At 26.4% G+C, this 17,806-nt stretch carries 18 protein-coding genes; 13 read left to right on the forward strand and 5 right to left on the reverse strand.

Going from position 1 to position 17,806, the window contains the following annotated elements:
* The 6 genes from Q0J69_RS09220 to Q0J69_RS09245 form a co-directional block, all read left to right on the forward strand.
* The coding region (locus Q0J69_RS09220) for a hypothetical protein (RefSeq protein ID WP_297206575.1) at positions 1-257 on the forward strand (257 nt) is incomplete at its 5' end.
* A 103-nt stretch (positions 258-360) separates the two neighbouring features.
* Positions 361-750: a hypothetical protein gene (locus Q0J69_RS09225; protein WP_297206577.1), complete on the forward strand. Its 390-nt coding sequence runs from the start codon at positions 361-363 to the stop codon at positions 748-750.
* A gap of 149 nt (positions 751-899) precedes the next feature.
* Complete coding sequence (locus tag Q0J69_RS09230; protein ID WP_297206579.1) at positions 900-1,634, forward strand: Bax inhibitor-1/YccA family protein; 735 nt, start codon at positions 900-902, stop codon at positions 1,632-1,634.
* Positions 1,635-2,610: 976 nt separating this feature from the next.
* Entirely contained in the window at positions 2,611-3,018 is a 408-nt protein-coding gene (locus tag Q0J69_RS09235; protein WP_297206581.1) for a hypothetical protein, read from the forward strand.
* A gap of 149 nt (positions 3,019-3,167) precedes the next feature.
* Complete coding sequence (locus Q0J69_RS09240; RefSeq protein WP_008722815.1) at positions 3,168-3,422, forward strand: hypothetical protein; 255 nt, start codon at positions 3,168-3,170, stop codon at positions 3,420-3,422.
* Between the two features lie 383 nt (positions 3,423-3,805).
* The gene (locus Q0J69_RS09245; protein WP_297206586.1) at positions 3,806-5,170 is read left to right on the forward strand and encodes an MATE family efflux transporter; all 1,365 of its coding nucleotides are present in this window, start codon (positions 3,806-3,808) and stop codon (positions 5,168-5,170) included.
* Between the two features lie 507 nt (positions 5,171-5,677).
* On the opposite strand, the gene Q0J69_RS09250 is transcribed toward Q0J69_RS09245, so the two are convergent.
* From Q0J69_RS09250 to hisG, 4 genes are read right to left on the reverse strand one after another with little or no spacing between them, the layout of a single operon-like run.
* Positions 5,678-5,806, reverse strand: a complete 129-nt coding sequence (locus Q0J69_RS09250) for a hypothetical protein (protein WP_297206588.1) — start codon at positions 5,804-5,806, stop codon at positions 5,678-5,680.
* Between the two features lie 48 nt (positions 5,807-5,854).
* On the reverse strand, positions 5,855-6,520 hold the full coding sequence (locus tag Q0J69_RS09255) for a site-specific DNA-methyltransferase (RefSeq protein ID WP_297206590.1): 666 nt from the start codon (positions 6,518-6,520) through the stop codon (positions 5,855-5,857).
* Positions 6,521-6,526: 6 nt separating this feature from the next.
* The gene (gene hisD / locus Q0J69_RS09260; RefSeq protein ID WP_297206592.1) at positions 6,527-7,801 is read right to left on the reverse strand and encodes a histidinol dehydrogenase; all 1,275 of its coding nucleotides are present in this window, start codon (positions 7,799-7,801) and stop codon (positions 6,527-6,529) included.
* 12 nt (positions 7,802-7,813) lie between these two features.
* Positions 7,814-8,434: an ATP phosphoribosyltransferase gene (gene hisG, locus Q0J69_RS09265; protein ID WP_297206593.1), complete on the reverse strand. Its 621-nt coding sequence runs from the start codon at positions 8,432-8,434 to the stop codon at positions 7,814-7,816.
* Positions 8,435-8,682: 248 nt separating this feature from the next.
* Here hisG and Q0J69_RS09270 point away from each other — a divergent pair, with 248 nt between their 5' ends.
* Positions 8,683-8,811 carry a hypothetical protein gene (locus Q0J69_RS09270; RefSeq protein ID WP_297206594.1) on the forward strand — a complete coding sequence of 43 codons (129 nt, stop codon included), beginning with the start codon at positions 8,683-8,685 and terminating at the stop codon, positions 8,809-8,811.
* On the opposite strand, the gene Q0J69_RS09275 is transcribed toward Q0J69_RS09270, so the two are convergent.
* Positions 8,808-9,932, reverse strand: coding sequence for an ATP phosphoribosyltransferase regulatory subunit (locus tag Q0J69_RS09275; RefSeq protein WP_366030548.1), 1,125 nt, complete (start codon positions 9,930-9,932; stop codon positions 8,808-8,810). The two genes, Q0J69_RS09270 and Q0J69_RS09275, sit on opposite strands and share 4 nt — an antisense overlap.
* 612 nt (positions 9,933-10,544) lie before the next feature.
* On the opposite strand from Q0J69_RS09275, the gene lepB reads away from it, so the two are divergent.
* The 6 genes from lepB to Q0J69_RS09305 all read left to right on the forward strand — a co-directional run bounded on the left by lepB (position 10,545) and on the right by Q0J69_RS09305 (position 17,794).
* Positions 10,545-11,594: a signal peptidase I gene (lepB, locus tag Q0J69_RS09280; protein WP_297206597.1), complete on the forward strand. Its 1,050-nt coding sequence runs from the start codon at positions 10,545-10,547 to the stop codon at positions 11,592-11,594.
* 11 nt (positions 11,595-11,605) lie between these two features.
* Positions 11,606-13,246, forward strand: a complete 1,641-nt coding sequence (locus tag Q0J69_RS09285; RefSeq protein WP_297206599.1) for a hypothetical protein — start codon at positions 11,606-11,608, stop codon at positions 13,244-13,246.
* Positions 13,247-13,249: 3 nt separating this feature from the next.
* Complete coding sequence (gene queA / locus Q0J69_RS09290) at positions 13,250-14,329, forward strand: tRNA preQ1(34) S-adenosylmethionine ribosyltransferase-isomerase QueA (protein WP_297206601.1); 1,080 nt, start codon at positions 13,250-13,252, stop codon at positions 14,327-14,329.
* A gap of 93 nt (positions 14,330-14,422) precedes the next feature.
* Positions 14,423-15,454 (forward strand): galactose ABC transporter substrate-binding protein, encoded by a 1,032-nt coding sequence (locus Q0J69_RS09295; RefSeq protein ID WP_297206603.1) that lies wholly within the window; start codon positions 14,423-14,425, stop codon positions 15,452-15,454.
* A 136-nt stretch (positions 15,455-15,590) separates the two neighbouring features.
* Positions 15,591-16,610 carry a galactose ABC transporter substrate-binding protein gene (locus Q0J69_RS09300; protein ID WP_297206605.1) on the forward strand — a complete coding sequence of 340 codons (1,020 nt, stop codon included), beginning with the start codon at positions 15,591-15,593 and terminating at the stop codon, positions 16,608-16,610.
* A gap of 158 nt (positions 16,611-16,768) precedes the next feature.
* A complete protein-coding gene (locus Q0J69_RS09305; RefSeq protein ID WP_297206607.1) occupies positions 16,769-17,794 on the forward strand; it encodes a galactose ABC transporter substrate-binding protein in 1,026 nt (341 codons plus the stop codon).
* Positions 17,795-17,806: the final 12 nt, after the last annotated feature.

A 17,806-nucleotide genomic window follows, 5' to 3' on the forward strand; every position in this document is an offset into this window, starting at 1 on the left:
ATTTGTTTATTATTGTCGAGGCGAACATAGCAATATATGGAGTAGAGCCGAAGCCAGCAAATAAAATTATTTATTTGCTTATTATATGCGAGGCGAACATAGCAATATATGGAGTAGAGCCGAAGCCAGCAAATAAATTTATTTATTTGTTTATTATTGTCGAGGCGAACATAGCAATATATGTAGGAGAGCCGAAGCCAGCAAATAAAATTATTTATTTGTTTATTATTGTCGAGGCGAACATAGCAATAATGTAGGAGAGCCGAAGCCAGCAAATAAATTTATTTATTTGTTTATTATTGTCGAGGCGAACATAGCAATAATGTAGGAGAGCCGAAGCCAGCAAATAAATTTATTTATTTGCATTATAGACGAGGCGAGCATAGCAATAATGTAGGAGAGCCGAAGCCAGCAAATAAAATTATTTATTTGCTTATTATAGGCGAGGCGAACATAGCAATAATGAAAAAAGTGAATAAAAAAATTATGACAATTTCTATACTATCAGGTTCTATACTTACTGTTATAATTGTTATTCTGCTTACTTTACTTATTTATAATCTTAAATTAGAAAATGCTTCTTTTCTTCCAAATACTTTTTCAAAATATGCTGTATCTTTTTTAATAGCATTTATAATTAGTCAGCTAATAACAGCAATTCTTAATAAACTTATATTACTTGGTTTAACTTTAATTGGTTTAGTTCTTATGAAGAAAATAGTAAAAGATGAGGAAGATAAAGGAATTTAATTTTTCTTATAAAAATTATAGCATGGTTTTATCATGTATAAAATATTACTTTATTTAAAATAATAAGTTATATTTTAGACTAGTATTTTTATTTGACTTATTATATAATAAAGAGTTGAATAAAAACAATTTTGGAGGTTTTTAATATTATGGCAAATCCAGTATTATCAGATAAGGCATTTAATTATGCATCAAGTTATGAAAATGATAAAACAATGACTCTTAATGGAGCAATTAACAAATCAATAATACTCACATTGATACTTATGCTTTCAGCTATGGTAAGTGTATTTTTTGTTTTGGCTTCTAATCCTAAACTTCTTTATCCTGCAGCTTTAGTATCATCTATAGGTGCTTTTGTTTTAGCTTTAATAATGACTTTCAAAAAAGAATTAGCTAAAGTGTTTTCTATACTTTATGCTGTACTTGAAGGTGTTGCTATAGGTGCTGTTTCTTATGTATTTAATGCTGCTTATGATGGTATAGTTGTTCAGGCTGTATTTCTTACATTTTTGGATCTGTTTATAATGTTAGTATTATACAGATTTAGAATAATAAGAGTAACTGAAAAATTGAGAAGTGTTATTATAGTATCTACTTTGTGTATAGGTATTGTATATTTAGTTAATTTTATAATGTCATTCTTTGGCATGAGAATACCTTTCTTATACGGTTCAAGTCCTTTAAGCATTGGAATAAGCATTGTAATAGTTCTTATTGCTTCTTTAAATCTTCTTTTAGACTTTGATTTTATGGAGAAAGGTGAGCAGTATAATATGCCTAAATACTTTGAATGGTATGCTGCTTTTGGACTTCTTGTTACTTTAGTATGGCTTTATTTAGAGATATTAAAACTTTTATCTAAACTAAGAAGCAGAGATTAAAAATTATATAATTGAAATTAAACGGCATGCATATTAATTTATGTATGCCTTTTTTATTATATAGTTAGAAAATAAATTTTAGTTTTTAATTCCATTAACGCACGGTTAATCAAATTTTATAAATAATTTAAATTATAATTTAAAAATTAGTTTATATTACAAATATTATTCTGCGTGCGGTAATAGCAGTAATAAATTTAAAAAAATCTAGGGTGGGTGTTATAATCACAGTTTAAAATTAAAAAGAAAAGTTATACAAAAATCACAGATTAGATTAACAATATATAGGGTGGGCAAATGTAATTAAATTTTAAAACTTTAATTACATACCCATCACTTTAATATTTGCAGTTTATTTTGAAATTCTAATTTATTTCGTAATTAAAGTCTTTATTATATTTGGAATTTTATTTATTGATTTTCAAAGCTTTGTTATTGGAAATAGATATTTTTTTCTCAAATAGTATGAAACAATACTAATATTAAAAACTCTTATATTTACTGTTTTGATAGAGGAATATTAATAAAAATAAGTATATGAATGGTTAACAAAGTTTTTTATTTATCAACTTTTTTTCGTCAAAAAAGACTTGGGTTTTGAAGGTTTAGAATTAATTATTCTTACTTCATGAAATTTCATTTATTAATAATTATAATATTTTTACTCTCTAAATATAAAATATAAGACTTGTACAAATATTTATGATGTCTTGAATTTTATTTATTGATTTTGCAAACGCTTCAAACTCTTCTTTTTGAAATGATATATAAAGGTACTCAGTAGTATTAATTTTAATAGTAAATCTAATTTCTATAAAAAAGTGTAAATTTATATTGCTTTAAATTTAAAAATATTATATAGTATAATAAATTTATAAATACATTTTAATTTGAATTTAAATGTAAATAACCATTTAATATATTTTGGGTTTATAAAAATGTTTTTAATAAAAAATTAATTAAAGGAGTTTCATTTATGAACAAAAAATTATTAACAATCTTTTTAAGCCTATTTTTGGTAGGTATTTTATCAGTAAGCTGTTCTAATAAGGACAAAACAGGTTCTTCAGGTATAGAACAATTCAACGGTAATTCCTATGTATCGGCATCTACTATAAATGGCAGCCAAGTATATTTATGGGTTTCAATAAAAGATGGTACAGTTGGTATTTATGGTTATAACAGCAATACATCAGAACCTTCTTATCCAGGATATATGAATGTAACAGGTTCAGGTACCGATTATAATTTTTATTCTGGAATTGGTGATGCGGCAGGTACTTTAAAATTTGCTTCTGATGGTTCTTCTGTAACAGTGAGATTTACAAAAAATACACAAGCAAATGATATTGTAGGTCAAAATATCGTATGTAATAAAAAATAATCAATCATATTTTTAGTTAAAAGGCTTTGCTTGAAGTTTTTTGAGTAAAGCCTTTTATTTTGCAAAATATTAAAAATAAAAAATTATGACAGTTTTTGTCGCAAATATAATATATAATTAAATTATAATAAAAATTAAGGAGGCTTTTTATGGCTCAAAACTTTTACTGTGAATACTGCGGAGCTAAATATTCTTCTATAGCTTCACTAACAAGTGGTTATTGTCTAAAACATCCAAATGGTCCTAACAAGGGAAAGCATAAACTTTATGAAGGCGGTGAAAAGTCTGAATATTTTTGTAAGTATTGCGGAGCTAAAAATAAATCTTTACAGTCATTAGTAAATGGTTATTGTCTAAAACATCCTAACGGACCTAACAAAGGAAAGCATGCACCTGCTTTATAATAAAGCACGGTAATTAAAACAAAAAATAAAATTAAATTCTGTTTTATTTTTTATTGCAATAATTATACAAAATTAATCGTGCGTTAAACAAATTTCTTCAATCTAATCATAGCTTGGGTGGGGATGCTGTTTTTAATTAAGCAGTAAAATAATTGTAATTAAATATTCATAATAAAGTAATAAAGAAAACAGGGTGGGATATGTAAATAATTTTTTAAATTTTATTCTAACTCCACGCCCTTTATATTTATTAATGTCTTTTGTATTTTCTGCTTTTTATTTATTTTTAATCTTATTAGAAAATATAACGCCATCCCTAGCTTATGATTTTTATTATATAGTTTATAATAAGCATCAGTTTAATTTAAGGTAATAAAAGAAGTATGGCTAATCATATAGGTACAGATCTTACAGAAGAAAAAGTTGTTCCAACTCTTATAAAGTTGCTTGTACCAATACTGCTTTCTAATATATTAAGCGTTGTTTATAATATAGTTGACAGTATTTGGATAGGCAATATTATAGGACCTCTTGGACTTTCATCTGTAGCTGTAAGTTTTCCAATAATGTTATTGATAGGTTCTTTTGCCTTCGGTGTAAATATGGCTAACGGAGTCATAGTTTCGCAGTATTACGGAGCTAAAGATTATGATACTGTAAGCCATGTAATAAAAGTATCTACTACATTGGGAGTAATAATACTTTTTACAGTAGGTTCTTTAATGCTTATATTTTCAAGACAAATATTAATCATAATGAATACTCCTGAAAATGCTATGGATATGGCTTTAATATATTTAAGAATATCTATAATAGGTTTGCCTTTTGCTTATGCTTACTTTTTTATATCATCCATACTTAGGGCAGTAGGCGATACAGTACGTCCTTTAATATTTTTAATTATATCATCTGTGCTTAATATAATATTAGACCCTATACTAATAAAAGGCTTTTGGATAATTCCTGCAATGGGACTTAAAGGTGCAGCGATAGCAACCGTTATATCTCAATTTACTTCTGTATTAATCAGTACAACTTATTTAAGGATAAAAAACAGCTTTATAAAGATTAATCCTTTTGTATTTACATTTGATTTAGAGATGACTAAAAAAATAATGAAATTAGGCATTCCAATATCATTCAATCAATTTATAGTATCATTCGGCTGGCTTATTATAACAAGGCTCATAAGCAGTTTCGGAGAGGCAGCTAGTGCAACTGTTGCCATTGTAAATAGGGTAGAGTCATTATTTATCATGCCTATAGCTGCTTTGGGTAATGCTGTAATGACAATGTCGGCACAGAATATAGGAGCTAAAAAGATAGAAAGAGTAAAAGAAATTTTTAAAAGCGGTATTATAATAGGACTTATAATTTCATCTATTATGAGCATATTTTCTATTACTAATCCATATTTGCTTATAAGAATGTTTACAAAAGATATTCATGTATTTGAATATGCTAAAAGCTATATTTATACTATAATGCCTATATTTGTTTTTTATTCTATAATGTTTGTATGCAACGGCGTCATTAACGGAGCAGGCAAAACTATTGTCATAATGATCTTTACAACTTCAACAACTCTTATTTTAAGAACTATTTTGGCTTATAGTCTATCACCTAAATTTGAACTTATGGGTATATGGTTTTCTATGGGGATATGCTATATAATAAATACTTTATTCAGCATGTATTATTTGAAATCCAACAGATGGCAGAAGAATGCCAATATAACAGATAGTTAATATTTATTTTACAATATAATATTTAGCTTTTTTATATAAAAACATTAATTGTAAAATAAACTATTATCTTATTTGTTTCTAAACTCTCAGCTTCTATTAATGTTATTACTACAATTAATGTTTTGATGTAAAGAAGAAATTTGTGGGTATATACCTAAACAATTATAATTTGTTAAAAAATGGATTATTTAAATTTATATATTTACAGGTTTTTGTAGGTCACCAGCTTCTTTTTACATTGGTATGGCATAAAAAGCAAAAAGTATATATTTTATACTAAATTTGGTAATTTATCCTATATGTAAAACATAATTAGTATGATTATATACTAATTTCTATGCTTGCACTTTTTGCAACTTTTTGCGGCGGGAAAAGTTGAATAAAAAAATTAGCAGCAAATTTGATAATTTTAAGTATATTATCCGTTTTTTATAGGAAATATGAATAATTCTTTTTCTATGAATATATCTGGTCTGATTTCTCTATGATCCTGTTTGCATAAAATTCTTACTTCTTTTTCAGAAGTTGTCTTAAAATCTTTATCATTTTAGCATTAATATAAAATGGTTCTTTATCAAAATTATGATTATTTATATTATATTTATCAAATATAGCTTTCCAAGAATTACTGCTCATAAAACCCTCTATCATCTATTTCTATACCTATATAATTTCGGTTTCCTATTATTTTGCAGTACCAGAACCGTTAAAAGGATCTAAAATAGTGTCATTATCTTTTGTTGATGCTAATATTATTCTAGTTAAAAGTTTTAATGGTTTTTGAGTAGGGTGTTTACCATGTATTTTTTCACTTTTTGAAGGTGCAGATATTGACCATACACTTCTCATTTGCTTACCCTTAGATTTTAATTTATCATCTTCAAAATCCATATTTTTCATAAGATCATAATTATAATAATGTTTTGCATTTTTATTTTTTTTAGCCCAAAGAATAGTTTCATGGCTGTGAGTAAATACCTTACAGCTTAAATTTGGGGCAGCATTAGGTTTATACCAAACTATATCATTTAATATATAAAATCCTAATTTTTCTAGTAAATATCCGCATTTATATATGCTATGATTAGTACCGCTTATCCATATAGTGCCTTCATCTTTCAAAACCCTTTTGCATTTTGATATCCAAGCCTCATGGAAAGAAACATCTTCTTCAAAACCCAAACTTTTATCCCATTCACCTTTATTTACACTAACCATTTTGCCAGCATGACAAGTTATTCCATTATTTGAAAGATTATAAGGCGGATCGGCAAATATCATGTCTATAGAGTTCTCTTCTATAGTATCAAGCACTTCTAAACAATCGCCTTTTATTATATTAAAGCTCATATATAATTAAAACCTTACTTTTACTGAATTGGCATGTGCTTCTAAACTTTCATGCTCTGCAAAGTTAATTATATTGTATTTTACTTTCTCTAATGCATCTTTAGTGTAGTAGGTTATATAAGATTTTTTTATAAAGTCATCTACTGATAAAGGAGAAGCAAACTTTGCTGTTCCGCTTGTAGGTATTACATGATTAGCACCAGATAAATAATCTCCCAATGCTTCAGGAGTATAATCTCCCAAAAATATTGAACCTGCATTTTTTATTTTGCTCAATACTGAGAATGGCTCTTTTATACTTATCTCTAAATGCTCTGGGGCTATTTCATTGCTTATATATATAGCTTCATCTATAGTTTCAGTTATTATTATTCTGCCGTTATTTTCTATAGATTCCATTGCTATATCCTTACGGCTTAATTTTTCTAACTGTTTATATAATTCTTCTTTTACTTTTTCTGATATGCTTTTGCTTGTTGTAATTAATATACTTGAGGCTAATTTATCATGTTCAGCCTGTGCAAGCATATCAGAAGCTATATGTACTGGATTTGCAGTTTCATCTGCTATTATTAATACTTCGCTTGGTCCAGCCACCATATCAATAGACACTTCTCCATATACAAGTCTTTTAGCCATAGCAACATATATATTCCCTGGCCCTACTATTTTGTACACTTTTGGTATAGACTCTGTACCGTAGCTTAAAGCCGCTATTGCCTGAGCTCCTCCTGTTTTGAAAACTTTATTTACTCCTGCTATTTTTGCTGCTGCTAATATATTATCATTTATTTTTCCTTCTTTATTTGGAGGCGATACTAATATTATTTCATTTACTCCAGCAACTTTTGCAGGTATAACATTCATAAGCACAGTTGAAGGATAAACTGCTGTACCGCCCGGTATATAAACTCCTACTTTCTCTATAGGGTTTATAATCTGTCCCATAACAATACCGTCTTCTTCGTTTGTTATAAAGCTGTTTCTTAATTGTTTTTTATGGAATTTTTCTATATTGTTATAAGCTAGTTTTAATGTTTCTTTAAACTTCTCATCAACTCTATTATACGCTTCTTCTATCTCTTTTTCTGTTACTTTTAAATTATCTATTTTAGCATTATCAAACATTTCAGCATACTTTTTTAATGCATTATCGCCGTTTTGTTTTACATCTTCAAGTATTGTTTTTACTTTTTCATTAACATCATCATAGCTGAATTGACTTCTTAATAATATATCATCTAATGATTTGCATTCTTTATAATTAATTACTTTTATCATAACACTAATTCCTTATAAAACTTCTTCTATATTTTGTACTATTTTTTTTATTAAATCATTTTTAAACTTATAGCTTACTTTGTTAACTATGAGTCTTGCACTTATATAATCAATAATATCTCTTATAATTACGAGATTATTTTCTCTTAATGTGCTTCCTGTTTCTACTATATCAACTATCACATCGGATAAATTGAGTATAGGTGCTAACTCTATAGAACCGTTTAATTTTATTATCTCAACATCTCTGTTTATAGAATTAAAATAATTTTTTGATATATTGACATACTTTGTAGCAACTCTCAATCTTCTCTCAATATCTTCTTTATATCCATTAACAGAAGCCATACAAACCTTACATTTTCCGAATTTTAAATCAAGAAGCTCATATACATCATGATTATTTTCAAGAAGTATATCCTTTCCAACAATGCCGATATCAGCTACCCCTTTCTCAACATATATTCCAACATCAGACGGCTTTACTATTAAATATCTTACATTTTTATCTTTGTTTTCAAATACTAGTTTTCTATTATCTTCTAGTATTTCTTTATTTTCATAACCTATTTTTTCAAATAGAGTATATACTTTATTTACTAATCTTCCCTTAGGTAATGCTATATTAATCATAATTTATATTCTTTTTATCATTTTTTGTATACTATTATAATATAATAAAATATTTTTTCAAATAGTAATCTTAATAATTTTTTGTTATCATTGAATGTATTATTGTTCTATAAAATCTAAAATAAATGAAATGTTTTCTCTTAAATATGATTATATTTACTAATAAAATTTAAAAAATATTATAAATTTCACATATTTTCTTGACAATTTAATTATGATTTATATACTAAGTTAATGGAGGTATTTATATGTCTAACAATTTGAACATGGAAAGCACCAAAAAAACTTTATTACAATCTAAACTTAGCGATGGTACTATAGTAAAAGTTCATCCATTTGTAACTAAAATAATTTTGTTTGATGAGAAAAAGGATTAAGTTTTTTCAATTAAAGAATTATTTTCAAAGATATATTTTTCTTTATAATTATAATTTGTATTGTAATTATCGGTATATATATCGGTTCTTACCTTTTTACCATTCTTTATGAATTCATGAACTTTACTTAATAATACTCTCTCTTCTCCGCTTTTATATAAAATCAGCATATCAAAATCATATTCATTTTTGCTTATGCTTTGTGTATATAATTTATCCATATAAACTGCAAATCCTATTGCATTTTTCTTATTTTTTTCATTTATTTCATGGGCATTGAATTTAGCAAGAAGTTTATCATATCTTCCTCCTGAAAGTACAGCATCATTATTTCCTTTTATATATCCTTTGAATATTATTCCATTATAATATCCAAGTTTGCTTTCTATAGAAAAATCTATAAATATATTATCAAAATTATTATAAAGCTCAAATACAGCAGATAGAGTATCTAATTCATTATAGGCATTTTGCATTTTTTCATTAATGATTAGTTCTTTTATATTATTTATAACTTCTTTGAAACTTCCCGAAAAATCTATTAATGATAGTATATAATATTTGTATTTATCATTAATATTATTTGCTGATAATGTCTTTTCTAAATCATGCTTATTTTTGCTGTATATTAAATTTAAGATTTCAAGCTTTTTATCCTCATCTAAATTAAGTTCATCTATAAGAGCAAACATGAAGTCTATGCTTGATATTTCTAATATATATTCATTATTTATAGATTTTAAGCTGTCTATTGCCATACTTATTATTTCTAAATTTGAATATTTAGTTAAAGTCCCTATTATTTCAACTCCAAGCTGCTGTATTTCTTCATACTCATTTGATACTTCATCTATTTTATAAATATCTTCTATATAATATACCTTATTTGTGTATTTATCATTATCTTTTAGTATTTTTTTTACTATTGATAAAGTAACATCTGGTCTTAATGACTGCAAATTACCATTCAAATTCATAAATGTTAATATATGTTCTGTTTGAAGAAAATCTTTATAATTATTGTATAGATTATAATCTTCAAATTTGCTTAACTTAATTTTTTTATATCCGTATTGTTCATATATTTTTGTTAATTTGTGTACTATGCTGTTTTCATTTATTAAATTATTCATAATGATGATTTCTTTATCAGTAAAATTTTTACAACTATTATAATACAAAAATAAAAAAATAACCATATATAGTAATTAAAATATTGTTATATGACTATAGATATCATACTTTCATTTATTTAAATTAAAATTAATAAGCCTAATGATTATTATTTGACTTACATTAATATAGTACTTATTTTCCTTTTAATACAAAATTATGTTTTAAGTAAATTTTAAAATTTATTACATACCCCGCCCATATAAATTTTTTGTTTTTATTAAAAATGTCATTTTAATTAATCTTATTATTTAATTATAAAAGCACACCCGCCCTAGCTTTTATTAAATTTGGAATTTTATTAACGCACGGTTAATAAAATTAGTAATATAATATAAATTTGTATTTAAAATAAATATGTATTTTTGACTTTATTCTGCGTGCGGTAAGTAATACAAAAAATAAAAAAATATTGAGTGGGAATAATATTAAATGTTTATGTATTAATCATAATTAAATATATTTATTATATTTTAAAGTAAATTCATTTTATATAATTGCTATTTTAACAGTTTTATTATATACTTTTACATCAATATTTCTTATGAGGTGTTTATTAAATGGAAAATCCTATAAAAAATATTACAGAAACAATAGTAGGCGAATGCAGAAATATTAAGCATACATTGAAGGAAATTTTATATGCAATAATTATTGTACTTATAATAAATACTTTTTTAATACAGAATTATCAAATACCTACAGGATCAATGATACCGATAATCATGCCTGGCGACAGATTATTTGCAAATAGATTTGTATATGGGGTAAAGCTGCCTTTTACAGACGGGCTTTTAGGCTACAGACTTCCAAAAATTAAATCACCTCAAAGGGGTGATTTAGTAGTATTCAGAGCTCCTCCCTCAGCTTCTTTTGGATGCGAATCAGCTATGCCTTACTATGAGCCTTCTCCATTAGTTCAGTTTCTTAAACTTCCAGTTATGATATTTGCCATAACGCCTTTTACTTGGGACCCTAGATTTTTATTAGCCGATTATATAGGAGAAAAACTTACAGGAGGAACGCATTTAGCACCAGCTCCTTTATTTTTCGGACTCAAAACTGTGGATTTAGACCCTAGAAAAGAGTTCGTTAAGCGTGTTATAGCTACTGCTGGAGAAACTGTTGAAATCAGAGAGAAAAAAATTATTATTAATGGAAATGAAATAGAGGATAAATGGGGATATTTTTTCTATGGAGATGACAGAGAATTTGTACCTATAATAGATATATACGGACCTATTTATGTACCTAAAAAAGGAGATGTTATAATATTTAAAAAATTAGTTGACAGAGCTGATTATTATAATGATCTTAGCTCATTTGAGGTTTATATAAATGATAAAATAGTAAGCGATGATATAAAACTATGGTATTGGATGAATATATATGTTCCTAATACTAAAGACAGACCCAATGAATATATATACAATGTTCCTGAAGATTATTTCTTTGTAATGGGGGATAATAGGGATCAAAGCTGCGACAGCAGAATGTGGGGGCTTGTTCCGTACAGACATATAAAAGGTCAGCCTATGATTGCATGGATACAGTCAAAAAGACCTGATGATGTTGAGCAGGGTTTCTTTAAGTATTTTATAATTAAATAAGAATAATTATTATGTATGAACAAATTTCTCAAGATACTATAAAAGAATTATTAAAAATTTGGAAAGCAAAGAATATTGAAGAGTTAAAAAATAAATCTTCAAATATATCGATTGTTTCTTTTAAATTTTATAATTTATCAAAAGAAGCCAAAAATATAATTCTTTATATACTAAAAAATGAAAACAAAGAATTAAATTCCATAGATATAGCATATTCTCTTAAATATACTCAAAAGCAGCTTCCTATGTTTTTTAATTCTGTAGATGAAATAAAGAAATCAGGATTATTATATTTAAAAATAAAAAGAAGAAGATTAAATTCGCATGATGATACTTTATATTTTCTTCCTGAAGTTAAGTCTATCATATCCAGTATTATATTAAAAGATATAGTTAAAATAACAGATTATATAGATGGGCCTTACTCTGCTAATGTTTATAAAAAATATCTGCAAAAGATAATTAATATTTATGAAAACGGCGGTATTTTAGAATATTCAAAAACCAAAATAGATGATGATGAATTATTGGCTTTATGCAAGGCTAATATAGTTTCTATTTATTTTGATGATAATTTTTCATGTTATATTGGTATTAATAATAACACTGTTCTAGGGAATTTGGATAAAACATTAAAAGACAGTATAGACAGTTCTATATTTATATATAATCATTTTAATATATTAAATGATATAGATATTTTTATATATGAATGCGATGTTCAAAAATTAACTGTTAATGATATAAATATTAAATTTTTAACTAATAATTTGGAATCTTCTTCTATGATTAATATATGCTCAAAATTATCTTTAATAAAAGTTGATTCCAAAGGATATATTTCATTAGATTATGACAGCATAAAAAAATATTTGTCAAATACAATAGAAGGAAGAATAGAACTTATATCTAAAACTATTTATAAAAATTATTCTGATTATTATAAGAAAGTATTAAAAATATTAGAAAATGGCAGTATATCAAAATCATCATTATATATAAAATTAAAAGATGAATTTAATATATCCATTTCTGCTGAGGTTTATAATAATGTTATATTTTCAATGTTTATATTAGGAATTATAGAGGTATCTTTTTATGAGAATGCCATTTTAGCCTTGAGAAATTCTTTAAATAATGCTGGTGATAATAATAAAAAATGCTTTATAAATGGAAATTTTGAAATAACTTTAATTAATCACTATTTATTTAATAATGATTTTATATATATGTGTAATTTATATTTCGATATAGATAAGCAGGAAACAGTTTATACTTACACTATGACAGAAGAGAGTATCTTAAGAGGCAAGACTATTATTACTGATAACTGCTCTGAATATTATTTTGAAAAATTTTTGGAGATTTTAAAATCTGTATTAGAAGATAATAATGTTGATATGCCTAAACATATTGAAACCAGTATTAGAAGATGGTACGATAGAGGAATTATCTCATCAGTATATGATAATATTACTTTAATAGTTATAAAAGATTCGAATAAATTAGAAGAGATTATACATGAGGCTAAGAGAAAGGGTATATTGATGACTAAGATTAACGATGAATATGCCATAATAAAATCAAGTTCTGTTACAAAAAAGAATCTTACAAAATTTTTAAGACAGAGAAAAATAATAGTAACGTTTTAAATTATGATAGATTATTTAAATAAAGAAACTTATAATTTTTATTTACCAGAAAATTTAATAGCGACTTCTCCAAATTATGAGCGGGATCATTGTAAATTAATGACTTTAAATAAAAAAACAGGAAAATTGGAGCATAAAATTTTTTCTGATATTATAAATTATTTGAATAGCGATGATGTGCTGGTATTAAATGACAGTAAGGTTATACCAGCAAGAATATATGCCAAAAAAAATACAGGAGGCAATGCTGAAATATTACTGCTTAATAAAGTTAATGATGATGACAGCATTTGGGAATGTTTGATAAAGGGTAAAAATATAAAAGAAAAAGATATTTTATATTTAAATTATGATTATTTGGATAATGTAGGAAATATTGAGGCTTTGATAGAAACAGATAATATATCAACAAAAATAATAAAATTTTCAAAACCGTTAACTTCTTATATATTAAATAGTATAGGCAATGTTCCTCTTCCTCCTTATATAATACAGAGCAGAAAAAAGAAAGGCGAAGAAGAATATAATGATAAGGATAAGGAGTTCTATCAAAATGTGTATGCCAAAAATGAAGGAAGTATAGCCTCCCCAACATCAGGACTTCATTTTACATCAGAACTTCTAAACAAGATAAAAGATATTGGAGTAACAGTTTGCTATGTTACACTTCATGTAGGATTTTCTACATTTAATCCTTTGAAAGAAGATGACTTACGCAATCATGTTATGCATGAGGAGAGGTTTATAATACCTAATGAAAGTGCCGATATAATAATAAATGCTAAGAAAAATGGAAGTAGAATAGTATCCTGCGGCACAACAGTTTCTAGGGTTTTGGAAAGTGAATATAATAATTATAGTTTTAACAGATTAGAAGGCTCTACAAATATATTTATTTATCCGCCTTATAAATTTAAATGTGTAGATTCCTTAATAACTAATTTTCACACTCCGCATTCAACACTTTTGGCTATGGTTAGTGCTTTTGCTGGCTATGATAATATAATGAATGCCTATAAAGAAGCTATAGCAAATAATTACAGATTCTTTTCTTATGGCGATGCTATGTTTATGTATGAATAATTCATATATTAATGCTTTTTTCTAATAAAAAATTATAATTGCTTGACAATAAAATCTATTAAACTATAATTTAAAAAAATAGGAGAATAAACAATGATCAATAAGAAATTATTTTTATTTATATTAGTTATAATATTATCATCTTCTATATTGCTTTACACTCAAAAGAAAAATTCTTTAATTGGCATAGCATTGTACAGATATGATGATGATTATACAAAATATTTGAAGCAGTATTTGGAAAAGAATGCCAGAAATAATTTTTCTTTATTGATGGTTGATTCATATAATAGTCAGGCTACGCAAAATGCTCAAATAGATATGTTTTTGAAGAAGAATGTTAATATTGTTGCCGTTAATTTGGTAGATAAGAATCAGGCACAAAAGATAATAGATAAGGTAAGCATTAATGATATACCATTAATATTTTTTGATAGAGAACCTGATTTTGATTCTATGAAAACTTATGATAAGGTTTGGTACATCGGAGGCAAAAGCGATGAGGCTGGAATTGCACAGGGCAGGCTTATAGCAGAGAGCTGGAGAGAGCGTTTAAATTGGGATAAAAATGAGGATGGCAAAATCCAATGCATTATAATAAAAGGCGATACAAATGACAGAGATACGATTAACAGAACTGAATATATGAAAAAATATATAGCCTCTAACAATATTAAACTTGATATTTTAGCCGAAGTTTCTGCTATGGGTAAAAGAGATTTAGCTATGGGTACTGTTGAACAGCTGTTTATTAAATATGGAAAGAAAATAGAGTATATAATTTGTAATAATGATTATATGGCTTTGGGAGCATTAGACGCTTTAAAAAAATACGGATTTAATAACAGCAGCAGAATGCTTAATTATATACCTATAGTCGGCATTGACGGTATTTTAGAATGCTTATACGAGATAAAAAATTACGGGATATTTGCTACTGTACTTCAGAATCCTTCAGTTCAGACGCAGGCATTATGTGCTGTTTCGAGAAATATACTAAATGGGAAAGCTCCTTTAGACGGAACGCATTTTAATTTTGATAATAATAAATATATTTCAATACCGTATATACCAGTAACTGCGTCCAATTTGGAAAGGGCTATAGGAATTTATAATAGTAAATAGCATAGATTAAATTTATATATTTTGACATCTAATTTCAAAAATTATAAGTTTATTAAATAAAATATGGCAATTTTATTGACTTATTAGTTTTTTTTTATACAATAAAATATTATTCATATAAATGCAGGAGTTTTTTATGAACAAGGCAATTTTGATTTTTTTAATTATTTCTGTATTAATAGGATGCAGTGCAGAATCAAAGGATAACGGAGAAATAGAAATAGGCATCACAATATACAGATATGATGATAATTTTATTTCGTTTATGAGAAGGAATATAGAAACATTATTAAACGGCAGAGCGAAGTTTATAATGAATGATTCGGAAAATGATCAGGTAAAACAAAATGATCAGGTTGATGCTGCCATTCAGAGAAATGTTGATGCTTTGGCTATTAATTTAGTTGATCCTTCATCAGCCAGCTTTATGATTGACAAAATAAAACCTACAGGAATTCCTGTGATATTCTTTAATAAAGAGCCTAGCAAAGCTGATATGGAGCTTTATGATAAAGCATGGTATGTTGGTACTTTGAGTGAGGAATCAGGAGATATTCAGGGAGATATAGTTCTTAAATCTTGGATGTCAAATGCTTCTTGGGATAAAAACGGCGACGGTAAAATACAGTATGTATTATTGAAAGGGGAAGCAGGACACCCTGATGCTGAGGCTAGAACTGAGAGAATAAAATATGTTTTAACTAACAATGGAATAGAAATAGAAGAACTTGATGAGCAGACTGCTAATTGGGATATACTTCAGGCACAAAATGCTGCTGATGCTTGGATAAAAAAATATGGAAACACTATAGAGTTTATATTTTCTAATAATGATGCTATGGCTTTAGGTGCTTTAAAATCTATTCAAAAAGAAGGATATAATATAGGCGACAGCAATAAATTTATACCTATAGTAGGGGTAGATGCTATTCCGGAAGTTATTGAAGAAATAAAAAAAGGTACTATTGTAGGTACAGTTTTACAAAGTCCTAAAGATCAGGCTAAGGCCATTGTGGATATGGTTATTAATGCCGCTAATGGAAATGATGTTCTTTCTGGAACAGAATATAAATTAGATGATGCTAAAGCTGTAAGAGTACCTTATAGAGCAATTACTTTAGATAATATTGATGATGCTCTTGATGCTTATAAATAATTTATAAAAAAGATATATTTATATAGGCAATATAGTATACTTAAATTATACTAATTGCCTATTTTTTTAAATAATTTTATATATATGTTTCAAATAATATGATATTTATTGATAAATTTATTATAATAATATATATAAATTAATTTAAGGAGAAGCGTATGATAAAAAAAATTATTACCGCAATATTGACAGTTTTTATTACTATTTTATTTTTAAATGCCTGCTCATCTAAAGAGCCGTTTATAGGAATTACTATATATCGCGGTGATGATATTTTTGCAAATTATATTAAGGTTAATTTAGAGAAATCTCTTTCAGGCAAAGTAAAATATATTATAAGCGATTCAAAAGATAATCAAGCCGTTCAAAATGAACAAATAGATAAATATATTTCAAAAGGTGCTTCAGTTTTAGCTGTTAATTTGGTTGATTCTCAGGCAGCTGAAACGATAATTAATAAAGTTAGAGAAAAAAACATTCCTATAATATTTTTTAATAAAGCTCCGAATAAATCCGTTATGAATAGTTATGATAAAGTTTGGTATGTAGGTGCTTTCAGTGAAGAGGCAGCTAATATGCAGGGAAAAATAATTACTGACAGTTGGAAAGCCAATCCTAATTGGGATAAGAATGGGGATGGAAAGATACAATGCATTATACTGCAGGGAGAGCCGGGTAATTATGATACTGATGTTAGAACAAAAAATTTAATTTCTTTTATAGAAAATAGTGGTTTGGAGCTTGATATATTAGAACAAAGAACAGCTATGTGGAATAGGGACAGAGCTAAAACAATTATTGACAGCTTTATTTCAAATAATTTAGAAGATTCTGACATAAAAATAGAATATATTTTTGCTAATAATGATTCTATGGCTTTAGGTGCTTTGAGAGCTTTACAGTCATTTGGATATAATATTGGAGATTCAAACAAGTATATTCCTATAGTTGGGATAGATGCTATAAATGAAGCAGTGCAGGAAATATCTAAGGGAAATATTGTAGGCACTGTTCTTAATGACGGATTCTCTCAGGCAAAGGCTGTTGCTGATTTATCATTTAGTTTATTTAAAGGCAATGCGAATCCTATACTCGGAACTAGCTGGATATTAGATAATAATAAAGCTGTTAGAATTCATTATAAACCTATAACATCATCAAATTTGAATGAAATTAGAAAATAATGTAATAATATA

The sequence above is a fragment of the uncultured Brachyspira sp. genome, from assembly GCF_944388875.1.
Taxonomy (GTDB): Bacteria; Spirochaetota; Brachyspiria; order Brachyspirales; family Brachyspiraceae; genus Brachyspira.